Source organism: Plesiomonas sp. ZOR0011 (assembly GCF_000800945.1).
Classification (GTDB): Bacteria; Pseudomonadota; Gammaproteobacteria; order Enterobacterales; family CAMTGL01; genus Plesiomonas; species Plesiomonas shigelloides.
In genome coordinates this window covers 147,910-165,365 of sequence record NZ_JRKB01000025.1, presented here as the reverse complement: position 1 = coordinate 165,365, position 17,456 = coordinate 147,910, and the positions used below count along the sequence as shown (strand labels likewise).

The following is a 17,456-nucleotide window of genomic DNA, read 5'->3' as shown; positions in this document are numbered from 1 at the left end:
GCTTGGGCTTCCCACCGTTCCGTGGCGGTGCCTGCCGTTATCTGGATAGCCTCGGTAGTGCTCACTATGTGGCACAGGCCGATGCCTTAAGTGCGCTGGGCGCCTTGTATCAGGTTCCGGATGGACTGCGTGATAAAGCCAGCCGTAACGACACTTATTATCCGCGCCATCGCCTGCCGGCCTGAGGGAGAAATTGAACATGAAAAACGTTGTCATTGTTGACTGCCTACGCACCCCAATGGGCCGCTCTAAGGGTGGGGCATTTCGTCATGTGAGAGCCGAAGATTTATCGGCGCATCTGATGCGCGAACTGCTGCGGCGTAATCCCCAAGTGGCCCCTACGGCGCTGGAAGATATTTACTGGGGTTGCGTGCAACAAACCCTGGAGCAGGGCTTTAACATTGCCCGTAACGCCTCACTGCTGGCGGGGATCCCGCACTCCGTGGGCGCGGTCACGGTGAACCGCTTGTGCGGCTCTTCTATGCAAGCGCTGCACGATGCCACCCGCGCCATCATGACCGGCGATGGTGAGATCTTCATGATTGGTGGGGTCGAGCACATGGGGCATGTGCCGATGTCGCACGGCGTCGACTTCCATCCAGGGTTGTCACGCTCCGTGGCCAAAGCGGCAGGGATGATGGGATTAACCGCCGAGATGCTCGGTCGCCTGCATGGCATTAGCCGCCAGATGCAAGACGAGTTTGCTGCGCGTTCGCACCAGCGCGCCCATCAAGCCACCGTCGAAGGCCGTTTTAAGGCTGAAATTGCCCCGCTGACGGGCCATGATGCCGACGGCACGCTGACGTTGTTCAATGTTGATGAGGTGATCCGGCCGGAAACGACCGTGGCGTCACTCAGCGCCTTGCGTCCGGCCTTTGATCCGGTCAACGGCACTGTCACCGCCGGCTCGTCGTCGGCGCTGTCTGATGGCGCCGCCGCGATGCTGCTGATGAGCGAGGATAAAGCCCGTGAATTAGGCCTCCCGATCCGTGCGCGTATCAAAGCGATGGCGATTGCCGGATGTGACCCGTCCATCATGGGTTATGGCCCAGTACCGGCCAGCCGCAAGGCGCTACAGCGCGCCGGTTTAACGATCGCCGATATCGATGTGGTCGAGTTAAACGAAGCCTTCGCCGCCCAAAGCTTGCCGTGCGTGAAAGACTTAGGCTTGCTGGAGGTGATGGACGACAAGGTCAACCTCAACGGCGGCGCGATTGCCTTGGGCCACCCACTCGGTTGCTCTGGCGCGCGGATCTCCACCACCTTGATTAACCTGATGGAAGCGCGTGATGCTCAGTTTGGTCTGGCGACCATGTGTATCGGGTTAGGTCAGGGCATTGCCACCGTCTTTGAGCGCGTGTAAAGCTCACATGCGGTAAAACAAAACGGCAGGACCCAGATCCTGCCGTTGTTCGTTTACGCAGCACCCTTCCCCGAACCTATTCGCGGTGAAAGTTCACTACCCATTAAAATCGGGTGAGCCTTTCATCCGCCGCACACAGGCTGTTGTGATGGCGTTCTACCCGCAGTGCTTGGCCGATAATGCCGGCACTGGCGACAAAAATCTGCATATAGCCAAACAGCTCCAGCGTCTCTTCCACCGTTTCTTTGATCATGCGCGCATAGCCGTCTTGCAGCAGCATCTGCCACAAACTGCTCATCCCCATCAAGCGGGAGAACACCAGCAAGGTCACCAGACCACACAGCAGGCCACCAAAAAACGGGCTGCGTACCATCATCGCCAAACCGCGCAAGGTAGCCGCCCGCTCTTTCCACGCCACGCTGAGCGCCAAAGCGGCCACCAGCAACGCCGGTACCACCCAAAAACCGTGGAACACCACATCCAAAAAAGCATCCAGTTCACGGATCAGCAAGCAGGCAAAAAAGCCGCCCACCAAGGTCGCCGCCGGGCGCCATAAGCGGCTATGCCGAGCCAGCGCAAAATAGCCCAACACCAGCAAAAACAGTAATACCTCTTGGGTCAGCTCCACCCAAGAAAACTCCGACAGGTTATGGGCATCGAAATAGACATCCAGCCGGAGTAATCCCACCATGCCTGCAGCGCATAGTGCCAATACCACAAACGCCAGTAAGGCGCGCAGGACCACTGCTAAATCAGTCTTCATGCTGTTCTCTATTGATGTGTAATTATGCTTAGTTACACAAAATGTTGCCAAATTATGTGACCAAGTTCAAATAAAGAACACCTATGAAAGCCAATCCCAGCCGGATAAAACAGACAATTAATTTATATTTATATTATTAATCAATAAGAAAGAGATCAGTCCGCCGCTGATAAAAAACCGCGCTCGAAACCGAACCCAACCGCAGAAGCCACCAGTGCCAGTAGCGTAAGTGGTGAGCAGGATGTTTCCAGCCATTGCAATAACAGCAAGCTGGTGGAGATGAAACACAGGGCGCCGTACATGGCGAGACGGTCATTCAACGTAAACATGAGAGGATCCCCGCAGCAGTGCCTAGCCTGAGGATTACCCTAATCGATGGCAGATTTTTTGCTGTTAGCCTGTTGGCAATTTGCCCCTTTTTTACGCTAAAGATTGGAGATGTGTGAGTTTACTCATTAAACTACTGCGCATATCCACTGCCCACCGCTCGCGCTGCGCGAGCAGAGTCACGGGCAGCATTAACGCTCAGACTTTTGACTTGCAGGATTGCTGTAGCATGAATTCCGTTGTCCCAGATCACACACTGGATGCCCAAGGGCTACGCTGCCCAGAGCCGGTGATGATGGTGCGTAAAACCATCCGCAATCTGACCACAGGCCAGACGCTGCTGATTGTGGCGGACGATCCGTCCACCACCCGCGATATTCCCAGCTTCTGCCGCTTTATGGATCACCAGTTGCTCGAGGCCCAAATCGAGAGCCTGCCGTATCGCTATCTGATCCGCAAAGGCGCGTAAAGCAAACAGCGCTTAACGGCCAGCTCGCGCATTAAGACTATGCCTCCGGCCAGCTGTCACTCGATTCCGCGCGATTTTGTTGCAGCTGACTCAGCTGATGGCGCAGACGGCGATTTTCTTCCCGCAGCGGCTGCACGTAACGCCAGCGGATCCACGACTCCAACGCCAAATAACCGGTGATCAGGCAGCCAATCAACAGCGGTAAGCCGGCATCGGTTAAGATCAGCGCCAGCATGTTGAGCAAAAAGGCAAAGTGAAAAAACAGACACTGCTTTTTCGCCGATAACAGTGGAAAACGTCGCCACATAAGCTGCTCCTTATCGGTATGGGTCTGACCCAAAGCGGCGTCGGGTGTTGGTACTCTCGGCACGTTCACTCCCGAAGCCCTCTTCAGTGTAGAAGTCCTACGCGCAGTCGGCTGCCGCGCCGGTCGCAAATCGGTGATTTTCTCTTTACGCCGAGCGCCTGCGTACACTGCACGTTTGACAAGCTATAATCAGCGCCTAAGAGGCTGCCGACCCAAAGCAGCAGGCGAATATGGGCGAGATCCCAGCACCGCCATCCTTCCCTACCTCGTTTTATATTTAGCAAGGAGAGTGCATGAGCAGTATCGAACGCATCGGCACCACGGCCCGTTGGTCAGACATCGTGATCCACAATCAAACCGTTTATCTGGTTGAAGTGCCGAGCCAACTGGATACCGATATCACTGGGCAAGCCCATGAGGTGCTGGCCAGCCTAGAGGCGCTGCTAAAACAAGCGGGCTCTGACAAATCGCGCATTCTGTCGGCCACCATTTATCTGAAAGATATCAGCGAGATCGCGGCCTTTAATGCGGTGTGGGATGCTTGGCTGCCGAGCGGCAGTGCGCCGGTACGTGCCTGTGTGCAGGCAGTGATGGCCGATCCGGGTTACCGCGTCGAAATTCAGCTGACGGCAGCGCGCTAAACGCGATTTTCCGCATCTCCGGTATTCACTTCTTCTCTGTCAGTCGGTAAGTAAAGAAACTACAGAGATAAAAAAACCGCTGCCCCTTTCGGTGACAGCGGTTTTTTTCTACCTGTTACGGTAGCAGCCAAATCACTGGATTGGGCTTAAAGTAATCTCAACACGGCGGTTTTGCGCACGGCCGCTTTCGGTGTTGTTAGAGGCGATCGGATTATCCGGGCCGGCACCGTAGGTACGCAGACGGGAAGCTGACACGCCCTGCATCATCAGGTTTGATGCCACAGATTGCGCACGACGCTCAGACAGCTGCATGTTGTAAGCGCGCTTACCGGTGCTGTCGGTATAACCGATGATGTTCACCATGGTCTTTTCGTATTCTTTCAGGATCATGGCTACACCACTTAAGGTGTTGATACCGGCAGGCTTCAGGCTGGTGCTGTTAGTATCAAACGTCACGTTGTTTGGCATGTTCAGGATGATGTTGTTACCGTCACGGGTCACACTCACACCGGTGCCACGCAGCTGCTGACGCAACTTCGCTTCTTGCACATCCATGTAATAACCGATACCACCACCCAGCGCTGCACCGGCTGCGGCACCAATCAAAGCACCTTTACCGCGGTCTTTCTTGGAAGAAGAGGCCACACCAATCAATGCCCCCGCTAATGCACCTATCGCAGAGCCACTCGCTGCTTTCGCAGTCTGCTCTTCATTGGTGTACGGGTTTACCGTGGTACAACCGGACAGAGCCACGGAAACACACAGAGCGCCAACCAGCGCTTTGATTTTATTACTCATTATTGTTTACCTAACTTATTCCATCTACGCGCACAAAAACGGGTTGCCGGTAACCCGACCCCCCTTGCCCAGCGCTACGGGACATTGAAGCGCCGTATTGCATCAATTCGGTCTGCATTTGGCAACCCATTTCATGCGCAGGCCTGCATTCCTGACACTTTGTATACTCACTTTCGCGCTAGCAGCAGGCCCAATGGCGGTTTACCACAGCAAAGTGATAATCCCGAGTGCAGCAAACACCATCGCTGCCGCGCGGTGGCCCCAATCCGACTTCATGTACGGACTTAAGCGTTCACCAAACCACAGCATCGGCGCATTGGCGGCAATCATGCCCAAGGTCGAACCGATCATCACCAGCGTCACGTTGTCATAACGCGCGCCAAGCAACGTGGTCGCAATTTGGGTTTTATCGCCAATCTCGGCAATAAAGAAGATCACCAGTGATGTCCAGAACGGATGCCCGCCCTTCACTTCACCGTTATCTTTATCCGGGATCAACACCCAACCGGCCATCAGCAGGAAGCCGACGCCCACTACCCAACGCATAATCTCCGGCGTTAAATAGTTGCTCAGCTCCACCCCAATCCAGGCAGCCAAAAAGTGATTAAACAAAGTGGCACAAACAATAGCAGCCAGAATCCACCAAGGTTTGCGAAAACGTGCCACCAGCAGCAAAGTCAGCAGTTGGGTTCTATCGCCCATTTCGGCCAACGCCACGGAAGCAAAGGAAGTTGCAATTATCGACACGACATACTCATCAGGGGCGGGGGCCAACGTAAACATATGGCGTAACGCTGTCCCCGCCCCTGCGGTTACAGTCGTTAGCCATAGGTCTCGTCAACCTCAAAGATGCGAGGCCGCTGCCGCCATGCCCTTCGGGCAAGTTTGTTGACGACAGCTTTGCTACACCGAACAGGTACTGGCGTACCGGCAACGTATGTTGCAAAAGACTACTCCCCCATGACGGAAGAGAGACGTATCCGAAACAGAGAAAAGGATACGAAACGCCGGCATTTTACTGACTAAAAACCGCTGAAACAAGCAGCGATTCACTACCGACTGTCGTCTTTGTCAGTAAAGTGCGCACCATTGCAGCGCGCATGCCAGTCACAGCAGGTGAGATGATCGTTCACCAAACCGGCTGCTTGCATAAAGGCATAACAGATAGTGGGGCCAACAAAGGTAAAGCCGCGCTTTTTCAACGCCTTGCTCATCGCCACCGACGCCGGCGTACTGGCCGGCACCTGCTCTGCGCTGGCAAAATGATTGACCTGCGGCTGCCCACCGACAAACGACCACAGCAGAGTACTGAAGTCTTCTCCCTGCGCTTGAAGCGCCAAATAAGCACGCGCATTTTGCACCAGCGCGGCCAGCTTGCGCCGGTTACGAATCAGGCCGCTGTCTTGCATCAATCCAGCCAACTGCGCCTCACTGAGCGCGGCCATGCGGCCGGCCGCAAAGCCGAAAAAGCAGTGCCGGTAGTGCGCCCGCTTTTTCAGTACCGTGATCCAAGATAGCCCCGCTTGCTGACCTTCCAGACATAACAGTTCAAACAGACGGTCGCCGTCATACAAAGGGCGTCCCCACTCCTGATCGTGATAGGCCAGATAAAGGGGATCGTCACTCACCCAGTTGCAACGCTGCATTCCGCCTCCTTTAAGTGTTTCTATTAAAGCTGTGCAAACGGTATACTAATTTCCTTTATCTCAACCTCAGCGAATTGGCAATCCATAATTATGGCTAAGTTCGATATTAAGACCTTTCAAGGCCTGATCCTGACTTTGCAGGACTACTGGGCCCGTCAGGGTTGCACCATTGTGCAGCCGCTCGATATGGAAGTGGGTGCCGGTACCTCCCACCCGATGACTTGTCTGCGCGCACTGGGCCCAGAGCCGATTGCAGCCGCTTACGTACAGCCATCCCGCCGCCCAACTGACGGCCGTTACGGGGAAAACCCAAACCGCCTGCAGCACTACTATCAGTTCCAGGTGATCATCAAGCCTTCTCCTGACAACATTCAGGAGCTGTACTTAGGCTCGCTCAAAGAGCTGGGGCTCGATCCGCTCATCCACGACATCCGCTTCGTGGAAGATAACTGGGAAAACCCAACGCTGGGTGCCTGGGGTCTGGGCTGGGAAGTGTGGCTGAACGGTATGGAAGTCACCCAGTTCACCTACTTCCAGCAAGTTGGCGGTCTAGAGTGTAAGCCGGTGACCGGTGAGATCACCTATGGTCTTGAGCGTCTGGCCATGTACATTCAGGGCGTAGACAGCGTTTACGATCTGGTATGGAGTGACGGTCCGCTGGGTAAAACCACCTACGGCGATGTGTTCCACCAGAACGAAGTGGAGCAATCCACCTATAACTTCGAACATGCCGATGTGGATTTCCTGTTCCAGTGCTTCGAACAGTACGAGAAAGAAGCCCTGCACCTGCTGAATCTGGAAAAGCCACTGCCATTGCCAGCGTATGAGCGCATTTTGAAGGCGGCCCACTCCTTCAACCTGTTGGATGCCCGTAAAGCGATTTCGGTGACCGAGCGTCAGCGTTACATCCTGCGCATCCGTACCCTGACCAAAGCGGTAGCCGAAGCTTACTATGCCTCTCGTGAGGCACTGGGCTTCCCTATGTGTCAGCGTGAAACTCACCCAGCAGAGGCGAAATGATATGACGCAACAAGCGACCTTTCTGGTAGAAATTGGTACCGAAGAGCTGCCACCAAAATCCCTGCGCGCACTGGCCGAAGCCTTTGCCGCTAACTTCACTGCCGAGCTGGATAAAGCCAATCTGGCGCACGGCCCAGTGCAGTGGTTTGCTGCGCCGCGTCGTCTGGCGCTGAAAGTGATCGACCTGCAAAAATCCCAGCCGGATCAGCAGATTGAAAAACGCGGCCCTGCGGTTGCCCAAGCATTTGGCGCGGATGGTCAACCAACCAAAGCCGCTGAAGGCTGGGCGCGCGGTTGCGGGATCACCGTCGACCAAGCCGAGCGTATGGTGACCGATAAAGGCGAATGGCTGCTGCACCGCGCCGTAGTGGCCGGTCGTCCAGCCAAAGAGCTGCTGTGCGACATAGTCGACAGCGCGCTGGCCAAACTGCCAATGCCAAAGCCAATGCGCTGGGGCGACAAGAGCACCTACTTTATCCGTCCAGTGCACACCGTTACCCTACTGCTGGATGACGAGCTGGTTCCTGGCACCATTTTGGGGATCCACTCCGATCGCGTCATTCGCGGCCACCGCTTCATGGGCGAAGCCGAGTTTGAAATCGAGCACGCCGAGCAATACCCAGAGCTGCTGCGCCAGCGCGGTAAAGTGGTTGCTGACTATGCTGAGCGTAAAGCACTGATCCTGCGTGATGCCGAGCAAGCGGCGGCTGAGCTGGGCGGTAAAGCAGACATCAGCGAAAGCCTGCTGGAAGAAGTCACCTCACTGGTGGAATGGCCAGTGGTGCTGACTGCTAAGTTTGAAGAGAAATTCTTGGCGGTGCCAGCCGAAGCGCTGGTGTACACCATGAAAGGTGACCAGAAGTACTTCCCAGTCTACGCCGCCGACGGCAAACTGCTGCCAAACTTCATCTTTGTGACCAACATTGAGTCCAAAGATCCGCAGCAAATCATCAGCGGTAACGAGAAAGTGGTGCGCCCACGTCTGTCGGATGCGGAGTTCTTCTTCAAAACTGACCTGAAGCACAAGCTGGCCGACCGCCTGCCTCGTCTGGAAACCGTGCTGTTCCAACAGCAACTGGGAACCCTGCGTGACAAGACCGATCGTATCGAGCAGATGGCCGGTTTCATCGCCAGCCAAATCGGTGCCGATGTAAACCACGCGCGCCGCGCCGGTCTGCTGTCTAAGTGTGACCTGATGACCAACATGGTGTTCGAATTTACCGACACCCAAGGCGTCATGGGCATGCACTATGCCCGTCATGATGGCGAAGCCGAAGATGTGGCGGTAGCCCTGAACGAACAGTACATGCCGCGCTTTGCTGGCGATGCCCTGCCATCTTCAGCGGTTGCCTGCGCCGTCGCGATTGCCGACAAGATGGATACCCTGGCCGGTATTTTCGGTATCGGTCAACACCCGAAAGGGGATAAAGACCCGTTCGCCCTGCGCCGCGCCGCATTGGGCGTGCTGCGGATCATCGTGGAAAAAGACCTGCCACTGGATCTGACCACACTGACCGAGCATGCGGTAGCCCTGTACGGTGATAAACTGAGCAATACCAACGTGGTCACTGACGTGGTCGACTTCATGCTGGGCCGTTTCCGCGCTTGGTATCAAGACGAAGGCTTCAGCGTTGATGTCATTCAAGCGGTACTGGCACGTCGTCCTACCCGTCCAGCCGATTTTGATGCCCGCGTGAAAGCGGTATCGCACTTCCGTACTCTGGACGCGGCGGCGGCACTGGCGGCGGCCAACAAGCGGGTGTCCAACATTCTGGCGAAAGTAGAAGGCGCGCTGCCAAGTGCTATCGACAGCAGCCTGCTGCAAGAGCCGGCTGAAAAAGCGCTGGCCGAGCAAGTGCAGAGTCTGTCTGCCAAGCTGCAGCCACTGTTTGCTGAAGGTCGCTACCAAGAAGCGCTGACTGAACTGGCCGCCCTGCGCGAGCCGGTCGATGCCTTCTTTGACAGCGTGATGGTCATGGCGGATGACGTTGCCCTGCGTAACAACCGTCTGACCCTGCTGAGCACCCTGCGCGATCTGTTCTTGCAAGTGGCGGATATCTCCGTACTGCAATAAGCAGCGGTAAGCATCGTGACTAACCCCGCTTCGGCGGGGTTTTTTTATGCCCTATCCTTATCTGCCCACATATCCATGTTTATCCCCATGCCTAACCGCAATCACAGCCATGGTGCACAGCGCACGGTAATGCTTAGTTACACAGTACGGCCACGCAAAACGTGCTAACCATAGCCAAGCGTCGCCCTACGATCTATGGTTAGCAGCATCGCACCTTTTTTATTCGATTGACGTTATCCCTGTCCGGCTCTGACTCCTGATGAGTCGGCCCGTCTCAGGCTGAGGATCTCTTCATGCACTTCTCGCAATTTGGCGAAAAATTCATGCGTCCTGCCGGCGTAACCCAGATGATGAGCGATCTGGAAGACGGTATCTACAGCGCCGATACCGTGATGTTAGGCGGAGGCAACCCCGCTTCCATCCCCGAAATAGAGGCGTATATTGCACAGCAACTGGCCACGCTGCAGCAGCAAGGTGAGCTGCGCGAACTGGTGTGTAACTACAGCCCTCCGCCACGTGGGGAAGATTTTGCCACTACCTTGTGCCGGCTGTTTAACCAGCTGTATGACTGGGATCTCACCCCGGACAACATTGCCCTGACCAACGGCAGCCAGTGCGCCTTTTTCTACCTGTTTAACCTGTTTGCCGGCCATGATGCGCACGGTCGCCAGCGCAAAGTGTTATTCCCCCTTAACCCGGAGTACATCGGCTATACCGATGCTGGCTTAGAAGCCGGTCAGTTTATCTCGACCCATCCACATATTCAGATGCAGGACGATGGCTTTTTCAAATACCACATCGACTTCGAGCGCCTGCCGCTGGATGACAATACCGGCCTGATTTGTGTCTCACGCCCAACCAATCCCACCGGTAACGTGATCACCGATAGCGAGCTCGAACGCCTGAGCGAGTTGGCGCAGCAACACGATATTCCGCTGCTGATTGATAATGCCTACGGTCAACCGTTCCCCGACTTGCTGTACAGCAGCGCCTCGTTACCGTGGAACAGCCACACTATCTTGTGCATGAGCTTGTCCAAAATCGGTTTACCGGGCACCCGCTGCGGACTGGTGATCGCCGCGCCGGAGATTATCCGCGCCATTCGTAACCTCAACAGCATCATCAGTTTGTCCGTCAACGCCTTAGGCCCGTTGCTGCTGCAAGAGATGATCCAGCGTAACGATTTGCTCGACCTGTGCCAGAGCATCATCCGGCCGTATTACCAGAATAAAATCAATAAAGCGGTACACCTGCTACGGCGCCATCTGTCGGCTTCGCTCTGTCAGGTGCATCGTCCGGAAGGGGCGTTTTTCCTCTGGCTGTGGTTCCCGAAACTCACCATCAGCACCGATGAGCTGTACCAGCGCCTCAAGGCGCGCAAAGTGATTGTGGTGCCGGGCAGCTTCTTTGAGCTGGGTCTGGATGCGCCGTGGCCACATTTGCGCCAATGCATCCGGATCACCGTGATCCCCGATGCCGCCACCTTGGATCGTGGCCTGAAGATCATCGCCGATGAAGTGATCCGCGCCAGCGCCTGATCCGCCACGAACACTTCACTACACAACACCACAGCGCAGTCACCGATAAGGTGCTCACTGCGCCGTGGTACTTTTTTCTCTACCGCTCTTTTTTAGCGCTGCCAACCGGCACGTCTCGACGCGTCAACGTGATTAAATTTGCCGCACTTTCCCTTGCCGATCGCGCCCTTATGCCGTTATGGTAAGAAAAAAACGCTGCGTTATTGCTCAATATGACGCAATGACACTCCATATCGGCACAGGAAGTGATTTTCCCTTATGAACTGGTCTTTGTTTGGTGACAAATTTACCCGGCAAGCTGGCATTACCCAGCTGATGGACGATCTGAATGACGGACTGCGCACGCCGGGCGCCATCATGCTCGGCGGCGGGAATCCGGCGCGCATCCCGCAGATGCAAGATTACTTTACCGAGCGCTGCCGTCATCTGCTCGACAGCGGTGAGCTCACCGATGCGCTGTGTAACTACGACGGTCCTCAAGGCAAAGACAGCTTCTTGCACGCATTAGCCGCTTGGCTGCAACAGCAGTTTGGCTGGCCACTGACCGCCGAACACATCGCCCTGACCAACGGCAGCCAGAGTGCCTTTTTCTATCTGTTCAACTTGCTGGCCGGCCCAAATGCTGCAGGTCAGCAAAAGCGGATTTTATTTCCACTGGCACCCGAATACTTGGGCTACACCGACGGCGGCCTGCAAGACGCGCAGTTTCTGGCCCATCGCCCCCTGATTGAAGAGCTGGACGACGGCTTTTTCAAATACCATATCGACTTTGATACCTTGCCGCTGGGTGAGGATATCGGCCTGATTTGCGTGTCGCGCCCCACCAATCCTACCGGCAATGTGCTGACCGATCAGGAAATTACCCGCCTCGATGAACTCGCGCGTGCCCATCGCATTCCGCTGCTCATCGACAATGCTTACGGTTTGCCGTTTCCCGGCATCATCTTCAATGACGCCAAACCACACTGGAATGACAACACCATCTTGTGCATGAGCCTGTCTAAACTGGGGCTCCCGGGTCTGCGCTGCGGCATTGTGATAGCCCACCCACGCATCATTCGCGCAATCGGCAACCTCAATGGCATTATCTCGCTGGCTCCCGGCAGTGTCGGACCTGCGCTGGCGCTCGACATGCTACGCCGTGGCGATCTGCTGCGCTTAAGTGAACAGGTGGTTCGTCCGTTCTATCAGCAACGCTTGAGCCAGACTCTCGCCATCTTGCGCCGTTATCTGCCCACTAGCAGCTGTAAGATCCACCAGCCAGAAGGGGCGCTATTTTTATGGTTGTGGTTTGCAGGGCTACCTATCTCGACCCAAACCCTGTACGAACGCCTCAAAGCACGCGGTGTGCTGGTGGTTCCCGGCTGTCATTTCTTCACGGGGCTCGCGCAGCCGTGGCGGCATGCCGATGAGTGCATTCGCATGAACTATGTGCCAGAGCCAGAGTTGATTGAGCAAGGCGTGAAAATCTTAGCCGAAGAAATTGAGCGGGCGTGGCAGGAGGCGGGCGCCGCACAGCCATTGGCGGAGTAAAGCGGCGCGCAAAAAAATCGCGACCAACACAGACATAAAACAAACATACAGCAGACATAAAAAAACCCCGGTTAAACCGGGGTTTTTGTTTTCAAGCACCTGACATCAGAGGTCAGCGCGGCTTATTTTTTTACACACATTACGTGGTAAACGCCGTGCTCTTTCTCAGCACCTTCAGTTTCGTGTTCGAAACCTGGGAAGGTGTCATCCCACGCTTGCAGCGCTTTCAGGTAACCAATTTGTGGGCTGTTGTCGTCGCCGAAGTTTTCGCCGGACATCAGCATTGGGATACCAGGTGGATAAGGAATTACAGAGTTCGCGGCAGTACGGCCAGCCAGCTCGTTCACAGATACCAGCTCAACATTGTCAGCCACCAATTGGCCATATGCTTTACGTGGCAGCATATCCATTTGTGGCAGAGTAGAGTAAGCCAGGTTCAGTTTCACGCTTGGGTTGTGAGTCTTCAGGAAGTCGATCATCTTGTCGCCCAGATCGTGCATACCCAGACCTGCGTACACTTCTGGTGCAGTGGCTACCAGACCTGGCAGAACTTCTTCCAGTGGAGTGTTGGCATCGTAGTGCTTTTTGAACGCCATCAGGCTGTTCATCAGAGTCACCCACTTACCTTTGGTTACGCCCATGGAGAACAGGAACATAACTTGGAAGTCAGTGGTACGGGTAGGAACGATACCTACGCTAGACAGATAAGCAGTTACCAGTGCAGCTGGAACGCCTTTCTCTTGCAGAGAACCGTCTTTGTTCAGACCCGGAGTCAGCAGGCTCACTTTAACTGGATCCAGCATTACCCAATCTTCATCCAGATCGGCAAAGCCGTGCCATTCGTCACCTGGGTTCAGTTTCCAGCAAGACTGTTCAGAGCTCAGCAGAGAAACTGGCGCTTCAGCGAAGTCATAAGACTCGCCGCTTACTGGGTCGATAACAGTTTCTGGGTTCCAAGGCTTGAAGAACCAATCGTTGTTCTTCTCAGCATCGTGGAAAGAGCGCGCTACTGCTTGACGGAATTCAACCGCTTCAGTGATCACTTCAGTGGTCAGGTTGATACCTTGCTGACCATCCATCATCGCTGCCGCAACGTCGTTGGACGCAGCGATAGAGTACAGCGGAGAAGTGGTCGCGTGCATCATGTACGCTTGGCTGAATTGCTCTGGCTTGATGTTGCTACGGCCTTCACGCATGTGAATGTAAGAAGCCTGAGACAGTGCGTTCAGCAGTTTGTGCGTAGAGTGGGTAGCAAAGATAGTTGGTTGATCTTTACCGTGCGCTTCTTTATCACCACGCATTGCGTGGAAGCCCTTGTAGATAGGGTTGAAGCGAGAGTAACCGAACCAAGCTTCGTCGTAGTGAATACGATCGGTGCTTTGACCCAGCAGCTCTTGGATAGTGTCGCCGTTGTAGATCAGGCCGTCATAAGTACAGTTAGTTACCACACTGTAAGAAGGACGCTGATGTGGCGCTGCGCTCGCGAATTTGCTTTCTGCAATTTTCGCTTTGATAGCTTCAGGCTGCATCTGCTTTTTAGGGATTGGGCCGATGATGCCGTAAGCGTTACGAGTTGGAGTCATGTAAACCGGTGCAACACCAGTCAGCATCAGACCTTGTTCGATAGATTTGTGGCTGTTACGGTCACAGATCGCGATATCGTCTTCAGAGCAGCACGCTTGGAAGATGGTACGGTTTGCACCGGAAGTACCAACAACCAGAGAGTAAGAACGGTCAGCACCGAATACGCGAGCGATGTACTTCTCACTCTCACCGAAAGCACCGGTGTGGTCCAGCATTGAACCTAAAGAAGCACGTTCGATACCCATATCGGTACGGAAAATGTTTTCACCGTAGAAGTCGAAGAACTTACGACCGATAGGAGTCTTACAGAAACCGATACCACCTTGGTGGCCTGGCGCAGACCAGGAATACTCTTTCTCTTTCGCGTATTCCATCATGGCAGCCATCAGTGGCGGCATGATTGCTTTTTCATAACGCGCAACGGCAGCTTGCAGACGGCCAACGATGAAATCAGTGGTGTCATCCAGGATCATGAAGGTTTCAGTCACCAGCTTCATCACTTCAGCAGTAACGGCTTTGTTGTCACCGTGAGAGCTTACCAGCAGGAATACTGGGGCTTTCTCGTGACGCAGACGCAGCTGCTTCAGGAAGTCGATGATTTCTGCAGACTCAGACGGAACCCACTCAGCCATTACGCAGTCAACTGCTGCAGTAGAGGTTACATAGGTGGTCGCGTTCTCGTAAGAGTGAGCAAACTGAACCTGTTCACCCTTGCTGGTCAGAGAGGTCACAATCTTTTCGATTGCTTCTTCCAGCGGAAGGTTAGTAACAGTGCTGTTTCCTACGATCAGATATTTCTTATCACACATAGATAAACCCATCATTCAAGGTGTACGCCGCACATACCAAGGTGTGCTCGGATAAATATCCGCAGACATTTATCGTCTGTACGTTATAAAACGGTGATTTGATAATGTATTCAGATTCTTCGAATAGATTCATTGAATAAAAGAACAATCTGAATACATAGTCAGATTGGCTGCGAACATTAAAGATAATCTGTCAGGTAAATAAGAAGACCAAAGATGGCTCTACGTTACCGTTACGTCGGAACCAATTAACAGATATCGCAGTCAATTAAAAAGATGGAACACAAACTCATCAAGCACAGTGATGGTAAATCCATTTTTTATTTTTTGCTATTAACTAATATGTCAAAACATTACAAAACAGCCCAGAGTGAATACAAACATACAAATACAAAATAACTATTCACTAATTTTTAGTCTGACTGTATGATTACGCATAAATTTTAATTTAACGCTATAAATAGCGGTAAATAGTCGAGCTAAATACTCAGGAATAGATTGCAAAGCAAGAAAATTACCGAAATAATGCCGTGACTCAAATCACAAAAAACCATGAAAAACGCTCATAGAAATAACTAGCAACACTTAACAACATCTCGTTTCCGTACCATACAAAATGATACGGCGAGCAATCTCTCGTTACTACTCAACACATTTAAAATCCCATCCACACACATAAAACACAGTTGATCATAATTGTGCATACATAGAAATCGTTATTTCCGCCATTAATAATCGCAAAAACAAGCAGATAGCCAAAACCACCTATTATTAAGCATAAATAATTCGTTACGTATTCTGGTGTTTTTTGTCGGAACTGAATTTGACCTAGATAGCTATCTACAATACTGTTTAAGCCGAAAAAGCAGCGTGCTGCTTAATTCCAATAAGTTTCATTCTTCATTTTCTTTTCGCCAGTTATGTAAGTTATTTCTCATATACTTCGGTATATGTGTTTTATGTCATTGGCTGACGATAGATATACAGAAACACACCGGAAATAAAACAATATTTGCCCGTGTATTTTATGCATGAATAAATACATTTTTATTTCTGGTTAAGCAAAAAGCATCAACATTATCGATTTCTAATATTAAAAGAATAATCCCTTTCGGAGATACAATTCATGGCTACAGAATCGAAAAAAATGGGGGTTGTCGGCCTGACCGTACTGGTTGCCGTTAATATGATGGGCTCCGGCATTATCATGTTACCGGCCAGTCTGGCACAGACCGGCGCCATCTCCATGCTCTCTTGGCTGGTTACCGCTGTCGGTGCCATGTGTATTGCTTACACCTTCGCAAAATGTGGTGCCTTCTGTAAGCGTGACGGCGGTATGTCTGCTTACTCTGAAGAAGCACACGGCAAATCTTCTTTCTTCATCGCCTCTTATACTTACTACGTGTGTCTGGTGATCAGCTGCGTAGCTATCGCGGTATCCGCTGCCGGTTACATGGCACCGTTCTTCCCGTGGATTAAAGCGACCCCAATCAACACCTTCATCACCGTTGTTGCCATCCTGATTGTGACCATGGTAGCGAACTTCAAGGGTCCTAAAATCACCGGTCAGATCTCTGGCTTCACCGTGTGGGGTATCATCCTGCCAGTTGCGGGTCTGTCTATCATCGGTTGGTTCTGGTTCGATCCAAAAATCTTTGCTGAAGCATGGAACCCGCACAACATGGGTACCGGTAGCGCTATCTCTTCTGGTATCGCACTGACTCTGTGGGCATTCCTGGGTATTGAATCTGCTGGTGCTAACTCTGGTGCGGTAGAAAACCCAGAGCGTAACGTACCACTGGCTTGCCTGTTCGGTACTGGCTTCGCGGCTATCGTGTACATCGCGTCTACCTCTGTTATCCAAGGTATCGTGCCTAACGCGCAACTGGCTAACTCTGATGCGCCATTCGGTCTGGTGTTCTCCATGATGTTCACCCCACTGGTTGGTCAAATCGTTACTGCTCTGGCTGTTATCGCCTGTATCGGCTCCCTGCTGGGTTGGCAGTTCACCAACGCGCAGGTATCTAAAGCCGCAGCAGACATCCGTCTGTTCCCAGCTATCTTCGGTAAAGTGACTCGTGACGACGCACCAATCGCCGGTATGCTGATCATGCTGGTTCTGGAGCTGCTGCTGGCCTGTATGACCATCTCTCCAAACCTGCTCAAGCAGTTCAATGCCCTGCTGAACCTGGCCGTATTCATCAACATGGTACCTTACGTACTGTCGATGACCGGTCTGCAAGTGATGCTGCGTAAGAACAAAGTGACCGAAAGCCAGTACAAAGCAGCCTCCATCGTGGGTACTCTGGCCGTGGCTTACAGCATCTACGGTGTGTATGCCTGTGGCGCTGATGCCGTGTTCGGTGGCTCTATCATCACGCTGATTGGTTACATCTTCTACGGCTTCCTGGCCGGTCGTGATACCAAACTGGCGATGGAAAACAGCAAATAAGTTTGCTGCTCGATTCAACGAAAAAGCCACACCAAGGGTGTGGCTTTTTTATGTCCGCAATCTCTTATCTACCGCACGCGATCTCGAAAGTCCCCATCGCATCGTTTCCCGTGCGGGTCACTAGTTTTGGTT

The 17,456-nt window shown here is 53.2% G+C and carries 16 protein-coding genes and 1 riboswitch; of the genes, 9 read left to right on the top strand and 7 right to left on the bottom strand.

The genetic code is table 11. The features are described from left to right. Together L975_RS18300 and fadA are read left to right on the top strand one after the other, a co-directional pair. A partial coding sequence (locus L975_RS18300; protein ID WP_152106502.1) for a hypothetical protein occupies positions 1–185 on the top strand: 185 nt, incomplete at its 5' end. A 14-nt stretch (positions 186–199) separates the two neighbouring features. Next, complete coding sequence (gene fadA, locus L975_RS04670) at positions 200–1,363, top strand: acetyl-CoA C-acyltransferase FadA (protein ID WP_047707429.1); 1,164 nt, start codon at positions 200–202, stop codon at positions 1,361–1,363. Positions 1,364–1,466: 103 nt separating this feature from the next. On the opposite strand, the gene L975_RS04665 is transcribed toward fadA, so the two are convergent. Both L975_RS04665 and L975_RS18295 read right to left on the bottom strand, forming a co-directional pair. Then, positions 1,467–2,126 carry a hypothetical protein gene (locus tag L975_RS04665; RefSeq protein ID WP_052181270.1) on the bottom strand — a complete coding sequence of 220 codons (660 nt, stop codon included), beginning with the start codon at positions 2,124–2,126 and terminating at the stop codon, positions 1,467–1,469. A gap of 155 nt (positions 2,127–2,281) precedes the next feature. Beyond that, entirely contained in the window at positions 2,282–2,455 is a 174-nt protein-coding gene (locus tag L975_RS18295; protein ID WP_165807680.1) for a hypothetical protein, read from the bottom strand. 227 nt (positions 2,456–2,682) lie between these two features. Between L975_RS18295 and tusA the strand changes: the two genes are divergently transcribed. Next, on the top strand, positions 2,683–2,922 hold the full coding sequence (tusA, locus tag L975_RS04660) for a sulfurtransferase TusA (protein ID WP_047707428.1): 240 nt from the start codon (positions 2,683–2,685) through the stop codon (positions 2,920–2,922). A 37-nt stretch (positions 2,923–2,959) separates the two neighbouring features. Here tusA and L975_RS04655 read toward each other — a convergent pair whose 3' ends face one another. Further along, the gene (locus L975_RS04655) at positions 2,960–3,229 is read right to left on the bottom strand and encodes a hypothetical protein (protein ID WP_047707427.1); all 270 of its coding nucleotides are present in this window, start codon (positions 3,227–3,229) and stop codon (positions 2,960–2,962) included. A gap of 293 nt (positions 3,230–3,522) precedes the next feature. Between L975_RS04655 and L975_RS04650 the strand changes: the two genes are divergently transcribed. Then, positions 3,523–3,870 (top strand): RidA family protein, encoded by a 348-nt coding sequence (locus tag L975_RS04650; RefSeq protein WP_047707426.1) that lies wholly within the window; start codon positions 3,523–3,525, stop codon positions 3,868–3,870. Between the two features lie 132 nt (positions 3,871–4,002). Here the strand turns inward: L975_RS04650 and L975_RS04645 are convergent, their stop codons facing one another. The 3 genes from L975_RS04645 to L975_RS04635 form a co-directional block, all read right to left on the bottom strand. After that, positions 4,003–4,668, bottom strand: a complete 666-nt coding sequence (locus tag L975_RS04645; RefSeq protein WP_010863027.1) for an OmpA family lipoprotein — start codon at positions 4,666–4,668, stop codon at positions 4,003–4,005. 201 nt (positions 4,669–4,869) lie between these two features. Further along, a complete protein-coding gene (locus tag L975_RS04640) occupies positions 4,870–5,415 on the bottom strand; it encodes a TMEM165/GDT1 family protein (protein ID WP_225624440.1) in 546 nt (181 codons plus the stop codon). A 92-nt stretch (positions 5,416–5,507) separates the two neighbouring features. Continuing rightward, positions 5,508–5,639, bottom strand: a riboswitch (yybP-ykoY riboswitch). Between the two features lie 81 nt (positions 5,640–5,720). Then, entirely contained in the window at positions 5,721–6,314 is a 594-nt protein-coding gene (locus L975_RS04635; protein ID WP_052181269.1) for a DNA-3-methyladenine glycosylase I, read from the bottom strand. Positions 6,315–6,404: 90 nt separating this feature from the next. Here L975_RS04635 and glyQ point away from each other — a divergent pair, with 90 nt between their 5' ends. The 4 genes from glyQ (at position 6,405) to L975_RS04615 (ending at position 12,479) form a co-directional block, all read left to right on the top strand. After that, positions 6,405–7,334, top strand: a complete 930-nt coding sequence (glyQ, locus tag L975_RS04630) for a glycine--tRNA ligase subunit alpha (protein ID WP_010863024.1) — start codon at positions 6,405–6,407, stop codon at positions 7,332–7,334. A 1-nt stretch (position 7,335) separates the two neighbouring features. Further along, positions 7,336–9,408 (top strand): glycine--tRNA ligase subunit beta, encoded by a 2,073-nt coding sequence (gene glyS, locus L975_RS04625; protein WP_047707425.1) that lies wholly within the window; start codon positions 7,336–7,338, stop codon positions 9,406–9,408. Positions 9,409–9,701: 293 nt separating this feature from the next. Next, positions 9,702–10,946 (top strand): valine--pyruvate transaminase, encoded by a 1,245-nt coding sequence (locus tag L975_RS04620; protein ID WP_039046353.1) that lies wholly within the window; start codon positions 9,702–9,704, stop codon positions 10,944–10,946. Positions 10,947–11,204: 258 nt separating this feature from the next. Then, the gene (locus L975_RS04615) at positions 11,205–12,479 is read left to right on the top strand and encodes a valine--pyruvate transaminase (protein ID WP_047707424.1); all 1,275 of its coding nucleotides are present in this window, start codon (positions 11,205–11,207) and stop codon (positions 12,477–12,479) included. A gap of 122 nt (positions 12,480–12,601) precedes the next feature. On the opposite strand, the gene adiA is transcribed toward L975_RS04615, so the two are convergent. Further along, complete coding sequence (adiA, locus tag L975_RS04610; protein WP_039046355.1) at positions 12,602–14,872, bottom strand: arginine decarboxylase; 2,271 nt, start codon at positions 14,870–14,872, stop codon at positions 12,602–12,604. 1,126 nt (positions 14,873–15,998) lie between these two features. Between adiA and potE the strand changes: the two genes are divergently transcribed. Continuing rightward, complete coding sequence (potE, locus tag L975_RS04605; protein ID WP_010863019.1) at positions 15,999–17,324, top strand: putrescine-ornithine antiporter; 1,326 nt, start codon at positions 15,999–16,001, stop codon at positions 17,322–17,324. Positions 17,325–17,456 lie beyond the last annotated feature (132 nt).